Raw genomic sequence first — 16,809 nt, 5'->3', positions numbered from 1 at the left:
TGAACTGTGCGTGGTGCTCAGGCCTCGACCTTGGGCTTCGATTCCTCGTAGCGCTCGATCGCTTCCAGCACGATGCGGGCGGCATCGGCGGCATTGCCCCATGTGCCTACGCGCACCCACTTTTCCTTCTCCAGATCCTTGTAGTGGGTGAAGAAGTGTTCAACCTGCTGGTAGACGATGTCGGGCAGGTCTTCCTTCTCGTTCACGTGCGAATAGTACGGGAAGGTCGAATTGATCGGCACGCACAGCAGCTTCTCGTCGCCGCCGTGTTCGTCCTCAAGGTTGAGAACGGCGATCGGGCGCACCTTCACCACGCAGCCCGGAATGAAGGGCGAACGGGCAACGACCAGCGCATCGAGCGGGTCACCATCGGGCGAAAGGGTGTGCGGCACGAAGCCGTAGTTGGCCGGGTAGCGCATCGGCGTGTGCAGGATGCGATCGACGAAGAGCGCACCGGAAGCCTTGTCGAATTCGTACTTTACCGGCTCGCCGCCGACCGGAACTTCGATGATGACGTTCAGGCTTTCCGGCGCGTTGTCGCCAACGGGAATCATGTCGATGCGCATAATTGTCCTTCTTTAGTACGGGCGCGGCCTTTTACGTGCCGGGAGCATCACGATGCGGGGGCTTAGCGTCGCCTTTATTGCGTCGCAACAGCCATTTCAGACGATCAGCCCCGGTTTGTGGACGAAATCGCAGTCCCGACATGCCCTTAGGACATGTACGGGGACTGCGAATCTTTTACCGGCCGTTACTTCGTGCGGGCGGTCAGCAGCTTGTCGAGCCCGTTGGTCTTGCCCGGCGTGGTGCTTTCCAGCCAGGGGTGACGCAGGCCGCCGTGATAATCGATCGCGATCGTCTGATAGCGGTCGCCGCGCTTGACCAGCAGGCTGATCGGCGTCTTCGCGGTCTTGGCGGCGGTGATCGCGTCCTTGATCACGTCAGCCGAATAGGCGCGGCCGCCCACGGCGACGATCTTCGTCGAATTGACGATACCTGCGTTGTACGCGGGGCCGTCCCACAAGGTTGCGGTGACATCGCCGTCCTTGTTCAGCGTGACGCCCAGCGAATACGTGAGGTCCAGCGTCTTGCGTTCTTCGGCGATGCCCTTTTCGTAAGGGTTGGGCTTGTCCTTGAACACCAGCTTGTAGCCGGCCATCTGCACGCCGTTCAGCGGCGCGGGCTGGTTGGTGTCGTAAAGGCGGGTGCGCAGGAAGCTGGCCCAGTCATAGGCGTAGACGCCGTTCAGCACCTTCACCACTTCGTCGAAGTCATAGGTAACTTCGCCCCAGTCGCCGTCGCGCACGCCGAAGAAGGCCTTGGCGAAATCGTCGAGGCCCTTGGCGCCCTTCGTGCCCTTGCGGATGATCTGGTCAGCTTCCAGCCAGGTCAGCGCGCCTTCGACGTAATAGTCTTCCGAGCGGGTCAGCGAGGTATAGGGCAGCGGGCGGCGGCGCATCAGCTGCGGCGCGTTGACGGTATCCTCGACCGAGCGCCACGAGCGGCCCGGCGTGCCTTCCGCATACTTGGCGGCAGCGGTTGCGAACATCGCCATGACCATGTCGCGCGACTGTACGCCCGAACGCGCGGCCAGCACATAGCCCCAGAACTGCGTCTGGCCTTCGTAGACCCACAGCATCGTGTTCTGCATCGGCTGCTGGTAATCCGGCGTCCACGCATCGGCCCCGCGGCGGAACTTGCCGTTCCAGCTGTGGACGAATTCGTGCGCGATGACGTTGCGGTCCCAGTCCATCTTGTCCCATTCGGTCCAGGACGTGGGTTCCTGCTGGTTTTCGCTGGAGCGATGGTGCTCCAGCCCGATGCCGCCCATGCGGTCGGTCAGGGCAAGCAGGAAATCGTAATGGTCGAAGTGCTTGGACCCGAAGGTGGTCGTCGCCTCGTTCACGAGGTTGCGGTAGGTCTGCAGGTGGTCGGGCGCGATCTTCAGCAGGTCCGGCTCGTCCGCGACCACGTCCATGAACACGTTCTGGCCCAGATCCCAGCGCTGTGCGTGGACACCGGCGAAGATCGGCGAATCGACCAGCCGCTCGAAATCGATGGCGTTCCAGCTGACGGTGTCGCCAGAGCGGCTGAAACCGTCGAGCGCGGTGAAGACCTGCCAGCCCTTGGGGAAGGTCACGGTCGGCTTGTACGTGATGCCGCGCGTGTAATAGCCCGCCGGGTAAAGGCTCATCTTTTCCCACTGCAGGTTGAGCATTTCCTGCGTCATCGTGATGCGCCCCTCGCTCGACTGCAGGGGCGATGTGTGGACGAACTTTGCGGTGACGGTCCTGGTGCCTTCGGGCAGCGCAAGGCGGAAGGCGTTGACGGCCACGGTGTCACGCACCCACGCGATCTCCTTGCCGTCCGCGAAGAAGTGAATGTCGGCCAGCAGGCCGTAAGGGCCGGTTTCCGAATGGTTGCCGGGCAGCCAGCCCGCCTGCAGCAGGATCAGGTCGCGCGCCCCTGCGGCAACCGGAATGGTCTGGGTGACGCGGTAGACGCCGCGCGAAATGTCGCTTGCATCGATGTTCAGGCCGATGGTGCCCGCATAGGGCACGTCCTTGGCGGCAGGCATGGCCGGCGGCAGCGGCGGGGCCATGGGGGTGGAGCGGGTGGCATCCTGAGCAAAGGCCGAAGTCGACAGCAGCAGGGAGGTGAGGAGGGTCGCGCCCATGAGCAGATTCTTCATTGCGCAGGTCTTTGCGCTTGTTGCCGCATTTGGCAACCATCCAATCCGCTGAAATTGGCGGGGCCACTTTTCGTGCGCGAACAATCCCGCTAAGCGCGCGCGATGAGCAATGCACCTTCCACGCCTCAGGCGATCCGCGGAACCCAGGACATTTTCGGCGCCGACGCCGAGGCGTTCGCCCACGTCGTCGAGACGTTCGAGCGCGTGCGCAAGCTCTACCGCTTCCGCCGCGTGGAAATGCCGGTGTTCGAGAAGACCGCCGTGTTCTCCCGCTCGCTGGGCGAAACGACCGACGTGGTCTCCAAGGAAATGTATTCGTTCGATGATCGCGGCGGCGAATCGCTGACCCTGCGCCCCGAATTCACCGCCGGCATCGCCCGCGCCTACCTGACCGACGGCTGGAAGCAGTTCGCGCCGCTCAAGGTCGCCACGCACGGGCCGCTGTTCCGGTATGAACGCCCGCAGAAGGGGCGCTATCGCCAGTTCCACCAGATCGACGCCGAAGTGATCGGCGCGGCCGAACCGATGGCCGATGTGGAACTGCTGGTCATGGCCGACCAGTTGCTCAAGGAACTGGGCATTGCCGATGGCGTGACGCTGCAGCTCAACACGCTGGGCGATGGCGAAAGCCGCGAGGCATGGCGCGCCGCGCTGGTCGAATACTTCCGTGCGCACAAGGCCGAACTGTCGGAAGATTCGCAGGACCGGCTGGAGCGCAACCCGCTGCGCATCCTCGATTCCAAGGACCCGCGCGACAAGCCCTTCACCGCCGATGCACCCAAGATCGACGATTACCTTTCGGCCGAAGCGCAGGATTTCTTCGGCGCGGTGACTTCGGGCCTCGATGCGGCGGGCGTCGCCTGGACCCGCGCCGAGGCGCTGGTGCGCGGGCTCGATTACTATCGCCACACCGCCTTCGAATTCGTGACCGACCGCCTTGGCGCGCAGGGCACGGTGCTGGGCGGCGGTCGTTATGACGGGCTGATGGTGGCGCTGGGCGGGCCCGAAACTCCGGCAGTCGGCTGGGCCGCGGGGATCGAGCGGCTTGCCATGCTGGTGGCCGATGCGGGGCAGACCGCCGAAGCGCCGCTGACCGCGATGCTGGCGGTGGAAGACGACGCGGCGCTGGGCTTCGCGCTCAAGACGCTGACCGCGCTGCGCCATCAGGGTATCGATGCGGAAATCATCGCCACCGGCAGCCCGCGCAAGCGTTTCGACAAGGCGGTGAAGTCGGGCGCGAAGGCGATCGTTTCCTTCGTGGTCAAGGACGGCGTGCCCGTCGCCAACCTGCGCGCGGGTGAAACCACCCCGGCGCGGCTGGCGGTGGAGCAGGTGCTGGTGACCGTCCAGCCGTGAGCATATCCGACGTTCGCCTTGCCCAGTTGGGTGGCCGTCTGGCCGAGCTGGAGGCGCGCCTGGCTTCGGGAACGCTGGAGGGCGAGGCTTTCGTGGCCGCCAGCCGCGATTATGCCGAGCTTGAGCCGGTCGCGCGCGCCGCCGCCGAAGTGGTGTCGATGCGCGGCGAACTCGAATCGCTGCTGAACCTTGAAGACCCCGACCCTGAAATGCGTGCGCTGGCCGCAGAGGAAGCCGCGCGGCTCAAGGCCGAACTGCCTGAGGCTGAACGCCGCCTTGCCATCGCCATGCTGCCGCGCGATGCGGCCGACGTGCGCCCGGCGATGCTGGAAATCCGCGCCGGCACCGGCGGGGACGAAGCCGCGCTGTTCGCCGCCGACCTCTACCGCATGTACGAAAAGTACGCGGCAGAGCAGGGCTGGCGGGTGGAGATGGTCAGCGCCAACGCCAGCGACGTGGGCGGCTTCAAGGAAGTCGTCGCCAATGTCACCGGATCGGGCGTTTTCGCCAAGCTGAAGTTCGAAAGCGGCGTTCACCGCGTACAGCGCGTGCCGGTGACCGAATCGGGCGGGCGTATTCATACCTCTGCGGCCACCGTCGCGGTCCTGCCTGAACCGACCGAAGTCGACGTGGCGATCGAGGACAAGGATCTCAAGATCGATATCTACCGCGCGTCGGGCGCGGGCGGGCAGCACGTCAACACCACCGATTCGGCGGTACGCATCACTCACCTGCCCACCGGCCTGGTGGTGACCTGCCAGGACGAGCGCAGCCAGCACAAGAACAAGGCCAAGGCCATGCAGGTGCTGCGCGCGCGCCTTTACGAGAAGATGCGCGACGAGGCGCAGGGCGCCGAGGCCGAGGCGCGCAAGGCGATGGTCGGGTCCGGCGATCGTTCGGAGCGCATCCGGACCTACAACTTCCCGCAAGGGCGCGTCACCGATCACCGCATCAACCTGACGCTGCACCGCCTGCCCGAAGTGCTCGAAGGCCCCGGCCTTGCCGAACTGGTCGATGCCCTCATCGCCGAGGACGAGGCCAAGCGGCTGGCGGCCCTGAGTGGATAAGGGCGCATTGACTGTCGCCGAAGCCATCCGCGATGCGGCGCTGCGCCTTTCGGAAACCAGCGATACCGCCCGTCTCGACGCCGAAGTCCTGATGGCGCACGCGCTGGGCGCGACCCGTTCACAACTCTTGCTTGGCCGGATGCGCGACCCGGTGCCGCAGAGCTTTTCCGCTCTTGTCTCCCGCCGGGCGGCGCATGAACCGGTCGCCTACATTACCGGCAAGGCGGAATTCTACGGGCTTGAACTGGATGTCAGCCCGGCCACGCTGATCCCGCGCGGCGATACCGAAACGCTGATCGAGGCCGCGCGCGAGGCGTTCGCCGGGCGGTCGCCCGCGCGCATCCTTGACCTTGGCACCGGAACGGGCGCGCTGCTGCTGGCGGCGCTGTCGGTATGGCCCGAAGCGGAAGGCGTCGCCATCGATCGCTCGGCTGAAACGCTGGCGGTGGCGCAGGCCAATGCCGATCGTCACGCCCCGGCCGCGCGGCTGCTGCTAGCCGACTGGACCCGGCCCGGATGGTCGGCCGATCTGGGCCGGTTCGACCTGATTCTCGCCAACCCGCCTTATGTGGAGGATGCGGCCGAACTCGATACCTCGGTGCGGGCCTTCGAACCGGCGGGCGCGCTGTTCTCCGGGCCGGAAGGGCTTGATGATTACCGGATTCTGGTGCCGCAACTGCCGGACCTGATGGCGCCCGGCGCGGCGGCGATGGTGGAGATCGGCTGGCGCCAGGCCGAAGCCGTAGCGGCGATCGGCGCCGGGGTGGGGTTGATTTCCAGCGTTCACCGCGATCTGGGCGGCCGCGATCGCGTCGTCGCGTTTTCGGGGACAAACGCACTTGATCCGTAAGTTTCCTCTTGGAATCGGGCTCTGGAACCCCTAATGATTACTGCGAACCGGCCGATGGACGATGATTTCCCATACCCGGTTCGCCTCCAGCATTTGCAAGCAGTCGGCGGCGTCAACGCTACCGACAGGGCAGATGGGGAAAATCGCGGCGGCCGGGGGGCCGGCCGAGATTATGTGACGTGCGGCAATCCGGGCTGATCGGGCCGACACCCGATTCGGAACCGGAATTTGCCAGGGTTTTGAAGCCCGGGGTTTTGAGGAAAGTCATCCCTTGAATAACAACAATCGTGGTAACAACCGTCGGCGCGGCCGCGGTAACAACCGCCAGCAGGGCGGTCAGCAGACCAACCGGATCGACAGCAGGGCCCGTGGCAATGCGCCGCAGCTTCTGGAAAAGTACCGGAAGCTTGCGCATGACGCGCATCTCAATGGTGATCGTGTGACGGAGGAATATTACCTCCAGTTCGCGGACCATTACTTCCGCGTCATCGCCGACCAGAAGCAGCGCCAGGAAGAGGCTCGCCAGCCCAACCAGCCGCGCCGCGACGATCACCGTCAGAGCGATTACAGCGACGACTACGCCGCTTACGACGATCCTTACGGCGAAGCACCCTCGGCCCCGGCAGAGCGCGCCCCGCGTCCCGAACGCGAACCGCGCCAGTACGAGCAGCGCGGTGAGCCCCGTAATGATCACCGCAACGATCAGCGCAACGATCAGCGCGGTGACCACAATCACGCACCGCGCGCCGCCGATCCTGTCGTGGATGATGCCCAGCAGTCTGCCTCCGAAGCGAGCAGCGATGCCGAAGGCAACGTCTACGAACCGGCGGAAAACCCCTTCGTGCGCGACAACCGTGCATCGCGCGGCCTGAAGCAGCGCAAGCCGCGCGGCCCGCGTCGTGACGAAGCCGGCGAAGGTCGCGGCGATGCCGATCAGGCACCGGTCGAGGCTGCTCCCGCTTCCGCCGCACAGGAAGAGCCTGCCGGCTTCGACGCCGCAGCGCTTCCGCCCGCGATCTCCGCCAAGCCGACCCGCAAGCGCACGCCCAAGGCCGCGCCTGCCGAAGCCGCTGCAGCTGACGCGGCTCCGGCCGCCGATGTGGAAGCCGCACCCGAGGAAAAGCCCCGCCGCCGCCGCACCCGCAAGGCTGCCACCGGTGACGAGGCCGCTCCCGAGGCCGTCGAAGGCTGAACCTCTTTCCCCGGCGCTTACGCAAAGGGACCGTAACTGGTCCCTTGCGTCGCGCCGGGTCGGGCTTACAAGCCCATGGCGATGCAGTCCGACCGGTACGCTTCGCCCTTCTTCAGAACCCTTGCCCTGGCCGTGCCCCCGCGGCCGGGTGCCCGTGCGCTGGCGGCAATTGCCGCGGGCGCGCTTGCGGCCTGCGGGTTCCAGCCCCTTGCGCTCTGGCCACTGACCCTGATCGCCATTGCCTGGCTGATCGAACTGGCGGTGCGCGCACGGACGGGGCGGCAGGTCTTCCTACTGGGCTGGTGCTTCGGCCTTGGCCACTTCACCCTTGGCAACAACTGGATCGCGACCGCCTTCACCTATCAGGCGAACATGCCCGCATGGCTGGGGATGATCGCGGTGGTGCTGCTGGCGCTTTACCTTGCGCTGTTTCCTGCCGTGGCGATGCTGGCCGGCTGGCTGGTGGCGCGCCCTGACCGTCATCCAGATGGACGTAGTTTCGCGGCGTTTGCCATTGCCCTTGGCGCCACCTGGATCGTGACCGAATGGGTGCGGGCGTGGCTGTTCACCGGCTTTGCCTGGAACCCGCTGGGTATCGCGCTGCTGGGCGGGTTCGAGAGCCGGGGGCTGGCCGTGCTGACGCCGTGGATCGGGACTTACGGGCTTTCCGGGGTGCTTGTGCTGCTTTCTGGCGTGCCGGGAATGATGGCCCGGCTGTCTGCCGGAAAAGTGCTTGCGCCGATCGGCGTGGCGGTGCTGGCTGCGGGGCTTGGCCTTGCCATGCACGCGCCTGCTCCCCCACAACGCGAGGGGGCGGTGCGCTATACGCTGGTGCAGCCTGACGTCCGGCAGGAATTCATCGACGATCCGCGCTACTTCGAGCGCAATTTCCAACGCCTTGCGCTGCTGTCGCTGCCGCGCAACCGCGGGGACCGCCGCGTGGTGTTCTGGCCGGAATCAGGGCTCGGCGACTTCCTGCGCGACGGATATCCCAGCTATCTTTACCGTATCTACACGTATGCCAGCGACCCCGTGATCGCGCGCCAGCGGCTTGGCCGGGTGGTGGGCCCTTACGGCCTGCTGATGACCGGGGCCGTCGATCTCGTCATGGACGGGGATGAAGAGAAGGCGGCACGCAATTCGGTGACGGCGATCGATGGCAGCGGCGCGATCCTGGCCGGTTATTCCAAGGCGCATCTGGTGCCTTATGGCGAATACCTGCCGATGCGCTGGCTGCTTGAGCCGATCGGCCTCAGCCGCCTCGTCGCGGGGCAACTGGACTTCGTGCCGGGGCCGGGCGCACGCACGATCGATTTCGGCGCTTATGGCAAGGCGGGCGTCCAGATCTGTTACGAGATCATCTTCAGCGGACAGGTCGTCGATCCGGCCAACCGGCCCGACTATATCTTCAACCCTTCGAACGACGGCTGGTTCGGGGCATGGGGGCCGCCCCAGCATCTGGCGCAGGCCCGCCTTCGCGCGATCGAGGAAGGGCTGCCCGTCCTGCGTTCCACCACCACCGGGATCAGCGCCGTGATCGACGCGGACGGCATCGTGCGGGCCTTCGTTCCGCGCCACCGTGCCGGGCGTCTCGACGGGATGATCCCGCAGGCACATGCGCCTACGCTTTTCGCCCGGCTGGGCAACGTCCTGCCACTGGCGCTTGCCGCGCTGTTGATGGCGGTTGCGCTTTGCGTGGTTGCACTCGGTCGCCGTCGGGTCTAGACCGCGCACTCACATAAAGCTTCCTTTATATCCCAAGGGATCACATGCGCAGCAACTACGTCTTCACGTCCGAGAGCGTCTCCGAAGGCCATCCGGACAAGGTTTCCGACCAGATTTCCGACGCCATCGTCGATCTGTTCCTGTCGAAAGACCCCGAAGCGCGCGTGGCGTGCGAGACGCTGACAACGACCCAGCTGGTGGTCCTTGCCGGCGAAATCCGCTGCAAGGGCGTCTACGAAAACGGCGAATGGGCCGAAGGCGCGCTGGAAGAGATCGAGGCGACCGTGCGCAACGTGGTCAAGAAGATCGGCTACGCGCAGGACGGCTTCCACTGGGAAAACCTTGAATTCATCAACCGTCTTCACGGCCAGTCCGCGCACATCGCGCAGGGCGTCGACGCGGCGGGCAACAAGGATGAAGGCGCGGGCGACCAGGGCATCATGTTCGGTTTCGCCTGCGACGAAACGCCCGATCTGATGCCGGCGACGCTCGATTACAGCCACAAGATCCTGCACCGTCTGGCCGAAGACCGCCACTCGGGCGCCGCGCCCTTCCTTGAGCCCGACGCCAAGAGCCAGGTGACCCTGCGCTTTGAGAACGGCGTGCCGGTGGCTGCTGCCGCCGTGGTCGTCTCCACCCAGCACGCACCCGGCTACGACAAGGGCGAAAAGGAAGCCGAACTCAAGGCTTACGTGAAGAAGGTCGTGACCGAACTGCTTCCCGAAGGCTTCGTCACGGCTGAGACGGTGTTCCACATCAACCCGACCGGCTCGTTCGAGATCGGCGGCCCTGACGGCGACGCGGGTCTGACGGGCCGCAAGATCATCGTCGACACTTACGGCGGCGCTTCGCCCCATGGTGGCGGCGCGTTCTCGGGCAAGGATCCCACCAAGGTCGATCGTTCGGCCGCCTACGTCACGCGCTACCTGGCCAAGAACGTGGTTGCGGCCGGTCTTGCCAAGCGCTGCACCATTCAGGTGTCCTACGCGATCGGCGTGTCCGCACCGCTTTCGCTCTATGTCGACACCCATGGCACCGCTGCCGATGGTATCGACGATGCCGCTCTGGAAGCTGCGATCACCAAGGTATCGGCGGACAAGCTGGGCGGCCTGACCCCGCGCGGCATTCGCGTCGGCCTTGGCCTCAACAAGCCGATCTACGGCCCGACCGCGGCTTACGGCCACTTCGGCCGCCAGCCCGAGGGCGATCTGTTCCCCTGGGAACGCACCGACCTTGCCGATGCCCTGAAGGCCGCGCTCTGAAGTCAGCGCCCTTGAAGGCATATCCGGCCTGACAGGCGCGGGTTCTTCTCCGGAAAACTTCAGTCCGGGGAAGAACCCAGCCTGACCGCCGCCCACCGTGCCGCATCGGCGATCGCGGGGTCGGCATCTTCCTTGAGCCGCTCGACTTGGTCCAGCAGCGCCCGGCGTCCGCTGTTCCCGGCTGCATAAAGGCAGTTGCGCACGAAGCGGTCGCGCCCGATCCGCTTGATCGGGCTTCCCGAAAACAGCTTGCGAAAGCCCGCGTCGTCCAGCGTCAGCAGGTCGGCCAGTTCCGGCGCGGTCAGTTCGGCGCGCGGCAGGAATGCCTTCATCGTGTGCGCCGTTTCGGCGAACTTGTTCCACGGACACACCGCAAGGCAATCGTCGCAGCCGTAGATCCGGTTGCCCAGCCCTTCGCGCATGTCTTCGGGCACCGGCCCCTTGTGCTCGATGGTCAGGTAGCTGACGCAGCGCCGCGCATCGAGGCGATAGGGCGCGGGGAAGGCGTCTGTCGGGCAGGCGTCCTGACAGGCGCGGCACGATCCGCAGCGGTCACGCGCAGGGGCTGAAACCGGCAGTTCCAGCGTCGTGTAGATCTCTCCAAGGAACAGCCATGAGCCATGTTCGCGGCTGACGACATTGGTGTGCTTGCCCTGCCAGCCCAGCCCGGCGGCGGCAGCCAGCGGCTTTTCCATGACCGGCGCGGTATCGGTGAAGACCTTGACGTCCAGCGGCCCCAGCCCGCGCTTTTCCCCTTCGCTCACCATCCAGCGGGCAAGGTTCTTCAGCGCCTTCTTGACCGTGTCGTGGTAGTCCGCGCCCTGCGCATAGGTAGATATGCGCCCGATGCCTCCTTCGTCCGCCAGCCGCAGCGGGTCTGCGGCCGGGGCATAGCTCATGCCCAGCGCGATGACGCTGCGCGCTTCCGGCCAGAGCCCCTGCGGGCTGCGGCGGTGATGGGCGCGTTCTTCCATCCAGCCCATGGAGCCGTGCATTCCGGCGGCCAGCCACGCGTCGAGGCGAGCCGCGCGGTCCTCGTCCGGCGCGGCAGAGGCCACGCCGAAGGCGCAGAAGCCAAGCGCGCGCGCCTCTCCTTCCACAGCCTCGGCAAAAGCGCTTAGGGCGCTCTTAACCGGGGCTGCGCCATCAGGGGCGCACGTGCTAGACGCAGGGGACTTCATGGATGCGCAAGTAGGAGATCCTGGGTTGACCGGCAATGTGTCAGGTTTCGATCGGCCGCTGGCGATCGAGGCGCGGGGGCTCGTCAAGCGGTTCGAGGGCACCACGGCGGTGGGCGGGGTCGATCTTTGCGTGCCGAAGGGCGCGGTCTACGGCATTCTCGGCCCCAATGGCGCGGGCAAGACGACAACGCTGCGCATGCTGCTGGGGATCATCGAACCCGATGCGGGCTATCGCCGCATCCTTGGCGCACAACGGCCTCACGACGTTGCCCATGCCATCGGCTATCTTCCCGAAGAGCGCGGGCTCTATCCCGCCATGAAGGCGACCGAGGCGATCGCTTTCCTTGGCGCGCTGCGCGGGCTGCCGTTGAAGGAAGGCCGTCGCCGCGCGCATGAACTGCTGGAGCGCCATGGCCTTGGCTATGCGGCGGACCGGCAGATCCGCCAGCTGTCCAAGGGCATGGCGCAGCAGGTGCAGATATTGGGCACGCTGGTGCATCGCCCGCGCCTGGTCATCTTCGACGAACCGTTCTCGGGGCTGGATGCGCTCAACCAGGGCAAGCTGGAAGCGATGATGCGCGGGCTGGCGCAAGACGGCACGACGGTGATCTTTTCCACTCACGTCATCGCTCACGCCGAACGGCTGTGCGATGAAGTGGCCATCATCGCCGGGGGGCGCGTGCCCTTCGCCGGGCCGGTGGACGTTGCGCGCGATCGCATTGCGGCGCAGGTCCGCCTCGAAACACGGGCCCAGGACGGGCCATGGCGCGCGGCGCTGCCCGCCGATTCGCGGCAGGAGGGGCGCTTCTGGCACTTCGCCCTGCCCAACGGGGGGATCGAGCCGCTGCTGCGTGCGCTGATCGCGGGCGAGGCAGGCATCCTGTCGTTGTCCATCGAACGGGCGGGACTGCACGATGCCTTCGTCGCCATAGCCGGGGAGGCCGCCGCACGCGCCCTTTCCACCGAAAAGCCCGAGGAACCGCGCCGATGAGCCATGGAGATCATCAGATCGGTCATAAGGGCCGCCTGTCGATGCTGGCCGCCGCATGGGTGGTGGCCCGGCGTGACTTCACCGCGATCCTGTTTTCGCGCACGTTCTTCTTCTTCCTGCTTGGCCCGTTGTTCCCGGTGATCGTCGGGCTGCTGGCGGGCAGCGTCGGTCAGCGCGTGGACCAGAGCAGCGCAGCGCCGGCCATCGGCGTGGTCATGGCGCCCGGCGATGCGCAGGCGATGATCGCCGCGCGCGGTCGGCTGGCGGCACGGCTGGGAGACGGCCTGCCGGAAATGCGGCTGGTGAAGGACGCCAGCCCGGCCGAACGGGCCGATCCGGGCGCTGTCATGGTATCGCGCAAGGGTGCTTATGCCGGGGTGCTATCGGGTTCTCCGGCCGCTCCAGTTCTCAGCGGACCGGGCCCTCGCATTACCGGCTGGCAGGGCGACGTTGCGCTGATCGCGGCCGAAGCGCGCGACGGATCGGCTGGATCGTGGCCGCGCGTGCGGCTGGCGAAGACAGCCGTGCCGCCGCAGGGCGATTCGCGCTCTCGTCTGCGAACCGCGCAGGGCGCACAGACGCTGCTGTTCCTGCTGACGATGATGCTGGCGGGCATGGTGCTGTCCAATCTTGTCGAGGAAAAGGGCAACAAGATCATAGAGGTGCTGGCCGCCGCGATCCCCATGGAAGCGGTGTTCTTCGGCAAGCTTTTCGCGATGCTGGGCGTTTCTCTGGTGGGTATCGCGGTATGGGGCGGCGTTGGCGGTGCACTTTATCTCTCGGCGGGGTCGGCGCTTGCGCTGCCCGAACCGGCGGTCGGCTGGCCCGCGCTGATCGGGCTTGGCGTGGTCTACTTCGCGATGGCCTATCTGCTGCTGGGGTCGGTGTTCCTGGCGATCGGATCGCTGGCGAATACCGTGCGCGAAGTGCAGACGCTGTCGATGCCGGTCACGATGATGCAGCTGATGCTGTTCTTCTTCGCCACCTATGCGATGACCCAGCCGGGCAGCACGGTGGAGATGCTGGCGGTGATCCTGCCGTTCAGTTCGCCCTTTGCGATGCTGGCCCGCGCCGCGCAGGAGCCTGCCCTGTGGCCGCACGCGGCGGCACTTGGCTGGCAGGCGGTGTGGGTGCTGCTGCTGGTGCGCGGCGGTTCCGCACTGTTCCGCAGGCGGGCAATGAAGTCAGGCCCGCAGGGGCAGCGCCGCAAATGGTGGGAACGCGTAGTGGTCGAGGGCTAGCGCGCGTTGGCTTCCTGCATGTGGAAGGCCCTGACGGCCAGTTCCTCAAGGCTCATCAGTTGTCTGAAGACGATGCCGTAGGACGGGTGCTGGCGCCAGCACACCGTCGCCTCGAATTCCGGCATCATGCTTGAGGCGATGCGCAAGTGCTGGCCGATGGCAAGGTAATGGTCGGTTTCGATCCCGGCGCCCTGCCGCGAAAGGTCGCGCACTTTGGCGAAGGCGGTTTCGCCCGCGATGGTGACATGGGCTTCGTGGTCCACGCAGATGCGGATGGGGCGCTTGGGGTAAGGACCGGCTTCTGCGATGAAGCGCTGGACGTCGATCGGGTCTTCGAAGCGGAAGCCGGCCTCTCCATCCGTCTCCCACATCTTTTCGACGGTGATCCGGTCCCCGGCCGCGCTTTCCAGAGCCAGCCGCCGCTCTGTCGCCAGCGCGTGGAACAGTCGCAGCTTCACCCCGGTTTCGGACACGTCGCGCACGATGCACAAGTATTCGCCATGGACGCCGATCAGCTTGGAGGCGCGAAGCAGCAGGGCAAAACGCGGACTGGCGCGCTGCTCCTCATAGCTCTGCTTCCTGCCGCCTGACAGGCTTTCCGGGAAAGACATGCGAAAGATAACCCCCAAGTACCCATTCCAAGGCTTTTGGCCAAGGCTTCCGGACGATGCCACAAACCAGCGGTACTTAGTAGATGCTACCAGTTCTCAAGTTACGTATTTGTAAACGCAAACGATTGAAGTTTACGCGCATACGAATAAACGCGCAGTATTGATGAGCAATGGTCGTCTGGTGAATGAATTTTCTGGTGCGGGCGGCGGGACTCGAACCCGCACTGGATACCCAAGCGGATTTTAAGTCCGCAGCGTCTACCATTCCGCCACGCCCGCACGGCCCGACAGGGCAGGGCTGCGTCTAGCCGCCTGCGGCCGCGCGCGCAATCTCCGGAAAAACGCTTTAGTCGCCGTCGTTGAGGCGGGCGCGCATTTCCTTGCCGGGCTTGAAGTAGGGGACGCGCTTTTCGGGCACTTCCACGCTTTCGCCGGTGCGCGGGTTGCGGCCCTTGCGGCCTTCGCGGTGGCGGGTGGAGAATGCACCGAAGCCGCGCAGTTCCACGCGGCCGCCATCGGCAAGGCGCTGGCTGATTTCCTCGAAGAAGGTATCGACCGCGCGTTCGACGTCTTCGGCGCGCAGTTCGGGATTATCCTTGCCGAGGACCTGAAGCAATTCGGACCTGATCATCGCGACTATCCCCCAAAAAGGCGTGCCCCAGCCTGCGGCACAGAAAAAAGCGTGCCGGCTGCGAAAAAATTCCGGCTGCGCGGCGAAATACAAAATTACGCGTGGCCTCCCCGTGGCCTGCCTTGAAAATGCCACCGGAGCCCGCTTCGCGCAATGCCTCGCGTGAGTTGCGTCAAAGTGTTCATTTGAGCGCGGATCTGCCACCGTCCGCAGCTCCCAGGCCCCATTTACAGCCGAAAATAGGTCGCTAACCTGTCGCTCCTTCACGCGCGGCCCGCAGGCCGTGGGACCAAAAACAGACCAGACACAGGGCGCGAAGGCGAAAATCATGAAAGACCGGGTACGATGAAAGACATGTCACTCTGGACCGAGGGGGACTGGATCGGCGCGGCCGGCGCGGTCTTCCTTTTAGCGGTGCTCGCCGTGGGCGGGATCATCGCCACCCGCAAGAGCGATGAATTCGCCGGGCATCCGCGCGGTCTCTTCGTGCTGTTCTATGCCGAAATGTGGGAGCGTTTCTCCTACTACGGCATGCGCGCACTGCTGATCCTGTACCTCGTCAAGTTCTGGCTGTTCTCCGATGGCCAGTCGAACCTGATCTACGGCGCCTATACCAGCCTCGTCTACATCACCCCGGTGCTGGGCGGCTATATCGCCGACCGCTGGCTGGGGCAGCGCAAGGCCGTGCTGTTCGGCGGCATCGTGCTGGCCGTGGGCCACCTGTTCATGGCCTACGAAGGGCTGCAGGGCGTTACCGACCCCGCCACCAAGCAGGCCGACCCCGCGCTCAACGTGTTCTGGCTGGCGCTGGCGCTGATCATCGTGGGTTCGGGCTTCCTCAAGGCGAACATCTCGGTGATCGTCGGCCAGCTCTACAAGATGACCGACACCCGGCGCGATGCGGCCTACACGATCTTCTACATGGGCGTGAACACCGGCGCGACGCTGGGCACGATCCTTGTCGGCTATCTGGGCGAGACGATCGGCTGGTCGTGGGGCTTTGGCCTTGCGGGTATCGGCATGGTGCTGGGCCTGATCATCTTCGTGATCGGCCGCCCCGCGCTGAAGGGCCGCGGCGAGCCGCCCAAGCCGCTGACGAAGAACCGCGAATTCGTGCTCTACGGCGTGGCCATCGCCTCGGTAGCGGTGATCTGGTTCCTGATCCAGTACGTCTCGGTGATCCAGACGCTGCTGATGGTGTCGGGCGTGGCGATGCTGGGCTACACCCTCTACGAAGCGTTCAAGCTGCCCAAGGAACCGCGCGAGCGCATCTTCGCGATCCTGTTCCTGATCGCGCTCAACCCGATCTTCTGGGGCCTGTTCGAGCAGGCGGGCGGCTCGCTCAGCCTCTATACCGACAAGTTCGTGGATCGCGGCGGAGTGCCGACCAGCCTCTTCCAGTCGATCAACCCGATCTACATCGTGCTGTTCGGGCCGATCTTCGCAGGGCTGTGGGCATGGCTGGGCAAGAAGGGGCTTGAGCCCAGCGCACCCGCCAAGTTCGCGCTGGCGCTGGCGCAAGTGGGCCTGGGCTTCCTTGTCTTCGTATGGGGCGCGGGCACCGGCGATCCGGCGGTGATGACCTCGGTGATCTTCGTGTTCCTCATCTACATGCTGCACACGACCGGCGAGCTGTGCCTGTCGCCCGTGGGCCTTTCCGCGATGACGCGCCTTGCGCCGCTGCACCTGGGCAGCTTCATCATGGGCGCGTGGTTCTACATGACCGCCGTGGGCAACTTCGTTGCGGGCAAGATCGGCGAGGCCACCGGCGGTGAAAGCGGCACCATGGACAAGGCGCTGACGCTGGGGATCTATTCCAAGATCGGCTGGGTCACGCTGGGTGTTGCGGTCGTCGTACTGGCGCTTTCGCCCATCGTGCGGCGCTGGATGCATATCGACACGCTGGCCGACCGGGGCATGGACGCGGACCTCGAAGGCCAGTCCGGAATCGGACTGGAGGCGCAGGAAGCGGGCCTCCACCCCACCACCAGACACTGAAGAATGACTGAC

14 protein-coding genes and 1 tRNA gene are annotated in these 16,809 nt (G+C 65.5%); 9 read left to right on the top strand and 6 right to left on the bottom strand.

Going from position 1 to position 16,809, the window contains the following annotated elements:
* Positions 1-17: 17 nt before the first annotated feature.
* Positions 18-566 carry an inorganic diphosphatase gene (gene ppa / locus A8V01_RS15450; protein ID WP_103096707.1) on the bottom strand — a complete coding sequence of 183 codons (549 nt, stop codon included), beginning with the start codon at positions 564-566 and terminating at the stop codon, positions 18-20.
* Positions 567-751: 185 nt separating this feature from the next.
* Complete coding sequence (locus tag A8V01_RS15445) at positions 752-2,692, bottom strand: M61 family metallopeptidase (protein ID WP_103096706.1); 1,941 nt, start codon at positions 2,690-2,692, stop codon at positions 752-754.
* A 102-nt stretch (positions 2,693-2,794) separates the two neighbouring features.
* Between A8V01_RS15445 and hisS the strand changes: the two genes are divergently transcribed.
* The 6 genes from hisS (at position 2,795) to metK (ending at position 10,144) form a co-directional block, all read left to right on the top strand.
* The gene (gene hisS / locus A8V01_RS15440) at positions 2,795-4,048 is read left to right on the top strand and encodes a histidine--tRNA ligase (RefSeq protein WP_103096705.1); all 1,254 of its coding nucleotides are present in this window, start codon (positions 2,795-2,797) and stop codon (positions 4,046-4,048) included.
* The gene (gene prfA / locus A8V01_RS15435; protein WP_103096704.1) at positions 4,045-5,115 is read left to right on the top strand and encodes a peptide chain release factor 1; all 1,071 of its coding nucleotides are present in this window, start codon (positions 4,045-4,047) and stop codon (positions 5,113-5,115) included. Before hisS ends, prfA begins: the two co-directional genes overlap by 4 nt.
* Positions 5,108-5,965, top strand: a complete 858-nt coding sequence (gene prmC / locus A8V01_RS15430) for a peptide chain release factor N(5)-glutamine methyltransferase (protein ID WP_103096703.1) — start codon at positions 5,108-5,110, stop codon at positions 5,963-5,965. The genes prfA and prmC overlap by 8 nt, the downstream gene beginning before the upstream one ends.
* Before the next feature lie 271 nt (positions 5,966-6,236).
* Positions 6,237-7,157: a DUF4167 domain-containing protein gene (locus tag A8V01_RS15425; protein ID WP_103096702.1), complete on the top strand. Its 921-nt coding sequence runs from the start codon at positions 6,237-6,239 to the stop codon at positions 7,155-7,157.
* 75 nt (positions 7,158-7,232) lie between these two features.
* Complete coding sequence (gene lnt / locus A8V01_RS15420) at positions 7,233-8,882, top strand: apolipoprotein N-acyltransferase (protein ID WP_211295028.1); 1,650 nt, start codon at positions 7,233-7,235, stop codon at positions 8,880-8,882.
* Between the two features lie 44 nt (positions 8,883-8,926).
* Complete coding sequence (gene metK / locus A8V01_RS15415; protein ID WP_103096701.1) at positions 8,927-10,144, top strand: methionine adenosyltransferase; 1,218 nt, start codon at positions 8,927-8,929, stop codon at positions 10,142-10,144.
* A 59-nt stretch (positions 10,145-10,203) separates the two neighbouring features.
* Here the strand turns inward: metK and queG are convergent, their stop codons facing one another.
* Positions 10,204-11,325: a tRNA epoxyqueuosine(34) reductase QueG gene (gene queG / locus A8V01_RS15410; protein WP_245892572.1), complete on the bottom strand. Its 1,122-nt coding sequence runs from the start codon at positions 11,323-11,325 to the stop codon at positions 10,204-10,206.
* Between queG and A8V01_RS15405 the strand changes: the two genes are divergently transcribed.
* Together A8V01_RS15405 and A8V01_RS15400 are read left to right on the top strand one after the other, a co-directional pair.
* Positions 11,324-12,316 (top strand): ABC transporter ATP-binding protein, encoded by a 993-nt coding sequence (locus A8V01_RS15405; RefSeq protein WP_103096699.1) that lies wholly within the window; start codon positions 11,324-11,326, stop codon positions 12,314-12,316. The genes queG and A8V01_RS15405 overlap by 2 nt on opposite strands.
* On the top strand, positions 12,313-13,557 hold the full coding sequence (locus A8V01_RS15400) for an ABC transporter permease (protein ID WP_103096698.1): 1,245 nt from the start codon (positions 12,313-12,315) through the stop codon (positions 13,555-13,557). The genes A8V01_RS15405 and A8V01_RS15400 overlap by 4 nt, the downstream gene beginning before the upstream one ends.
* On the opposite strand, the gene A8V01_RS15395 is transcribed toward A8V01_RS15400, so the two are convergent.
* The 3 genes from A8V01_RS15395 to A8V01_RS15385 form a co-directional block, all read right to left on the bottom strand.
* On the bottom strand, positions 13,554-14,168 hold the full coding sequence (locus tag A8V01_RS15395) for a PilZ domain-containing protein (protein WP_103096697.1): 615 nt from the start codon (positions 14,166-14,168) through the stop codon (positions 13,554-13,556). The genes A8V01_RS15400 and A8V01_RS15395 overlap by 4 nt on opposite strands.
* Positions 14,169-14,363: 195 nt before the next feature.
* Positions 14,364-14,447: transfer RNA gene (locus A8V01_RS15390), tRNA-Leu, on the bottom strand.
* A gap of 67 nt (positions 14,448-14,514) precedes the next feature.
* Positions 14,515-14,799 (bottom strand): integration host factor subunit beta, encoded by a 285-nt coding sequence (locus A8V01_RS15385; RefSeq protein WP_103096768.1) that lies wholly within the window; start codon positions 14,797-14,799, stop codon positions 14,515-14,517.
* A 345-nt stretch (positions 14,800-15,144) separates the two neighbouring features.
* Between A8V01_RS15385 and A8V01_RS15380 the strand changes: the two genes are divergently transcribed.
* Positions 15,145-16,797: a peptide MFS transporter gene (locus A8V01_RS15380; RefSeq protein ID WP_103096696.1), complete on the top strand. Its 1,653-nt coding sequence runs from the start codon at positions 15,145-15,147 to the stop codon at positions 16,795-16,797.
* The last annotated feature ends 12 nt before the right edge of the window (positions 16,798-16,809 follow it).

Source organism: Novosphingobium guangzhouense, assembly GCF_002896965.1.
Classification (GTDB): domain Bacteria; phylum Pseudomonadota; class Alphaproteobacteria; order Sphingomonadales; family Sphingomonadaceae; genus Novosphingobium; species Novosphingobium guangzhouense.
Note: the sequence above shows the minus strand (reverse complement) of the source record. Positions and strands in the feature narration are given on the sequence as shown.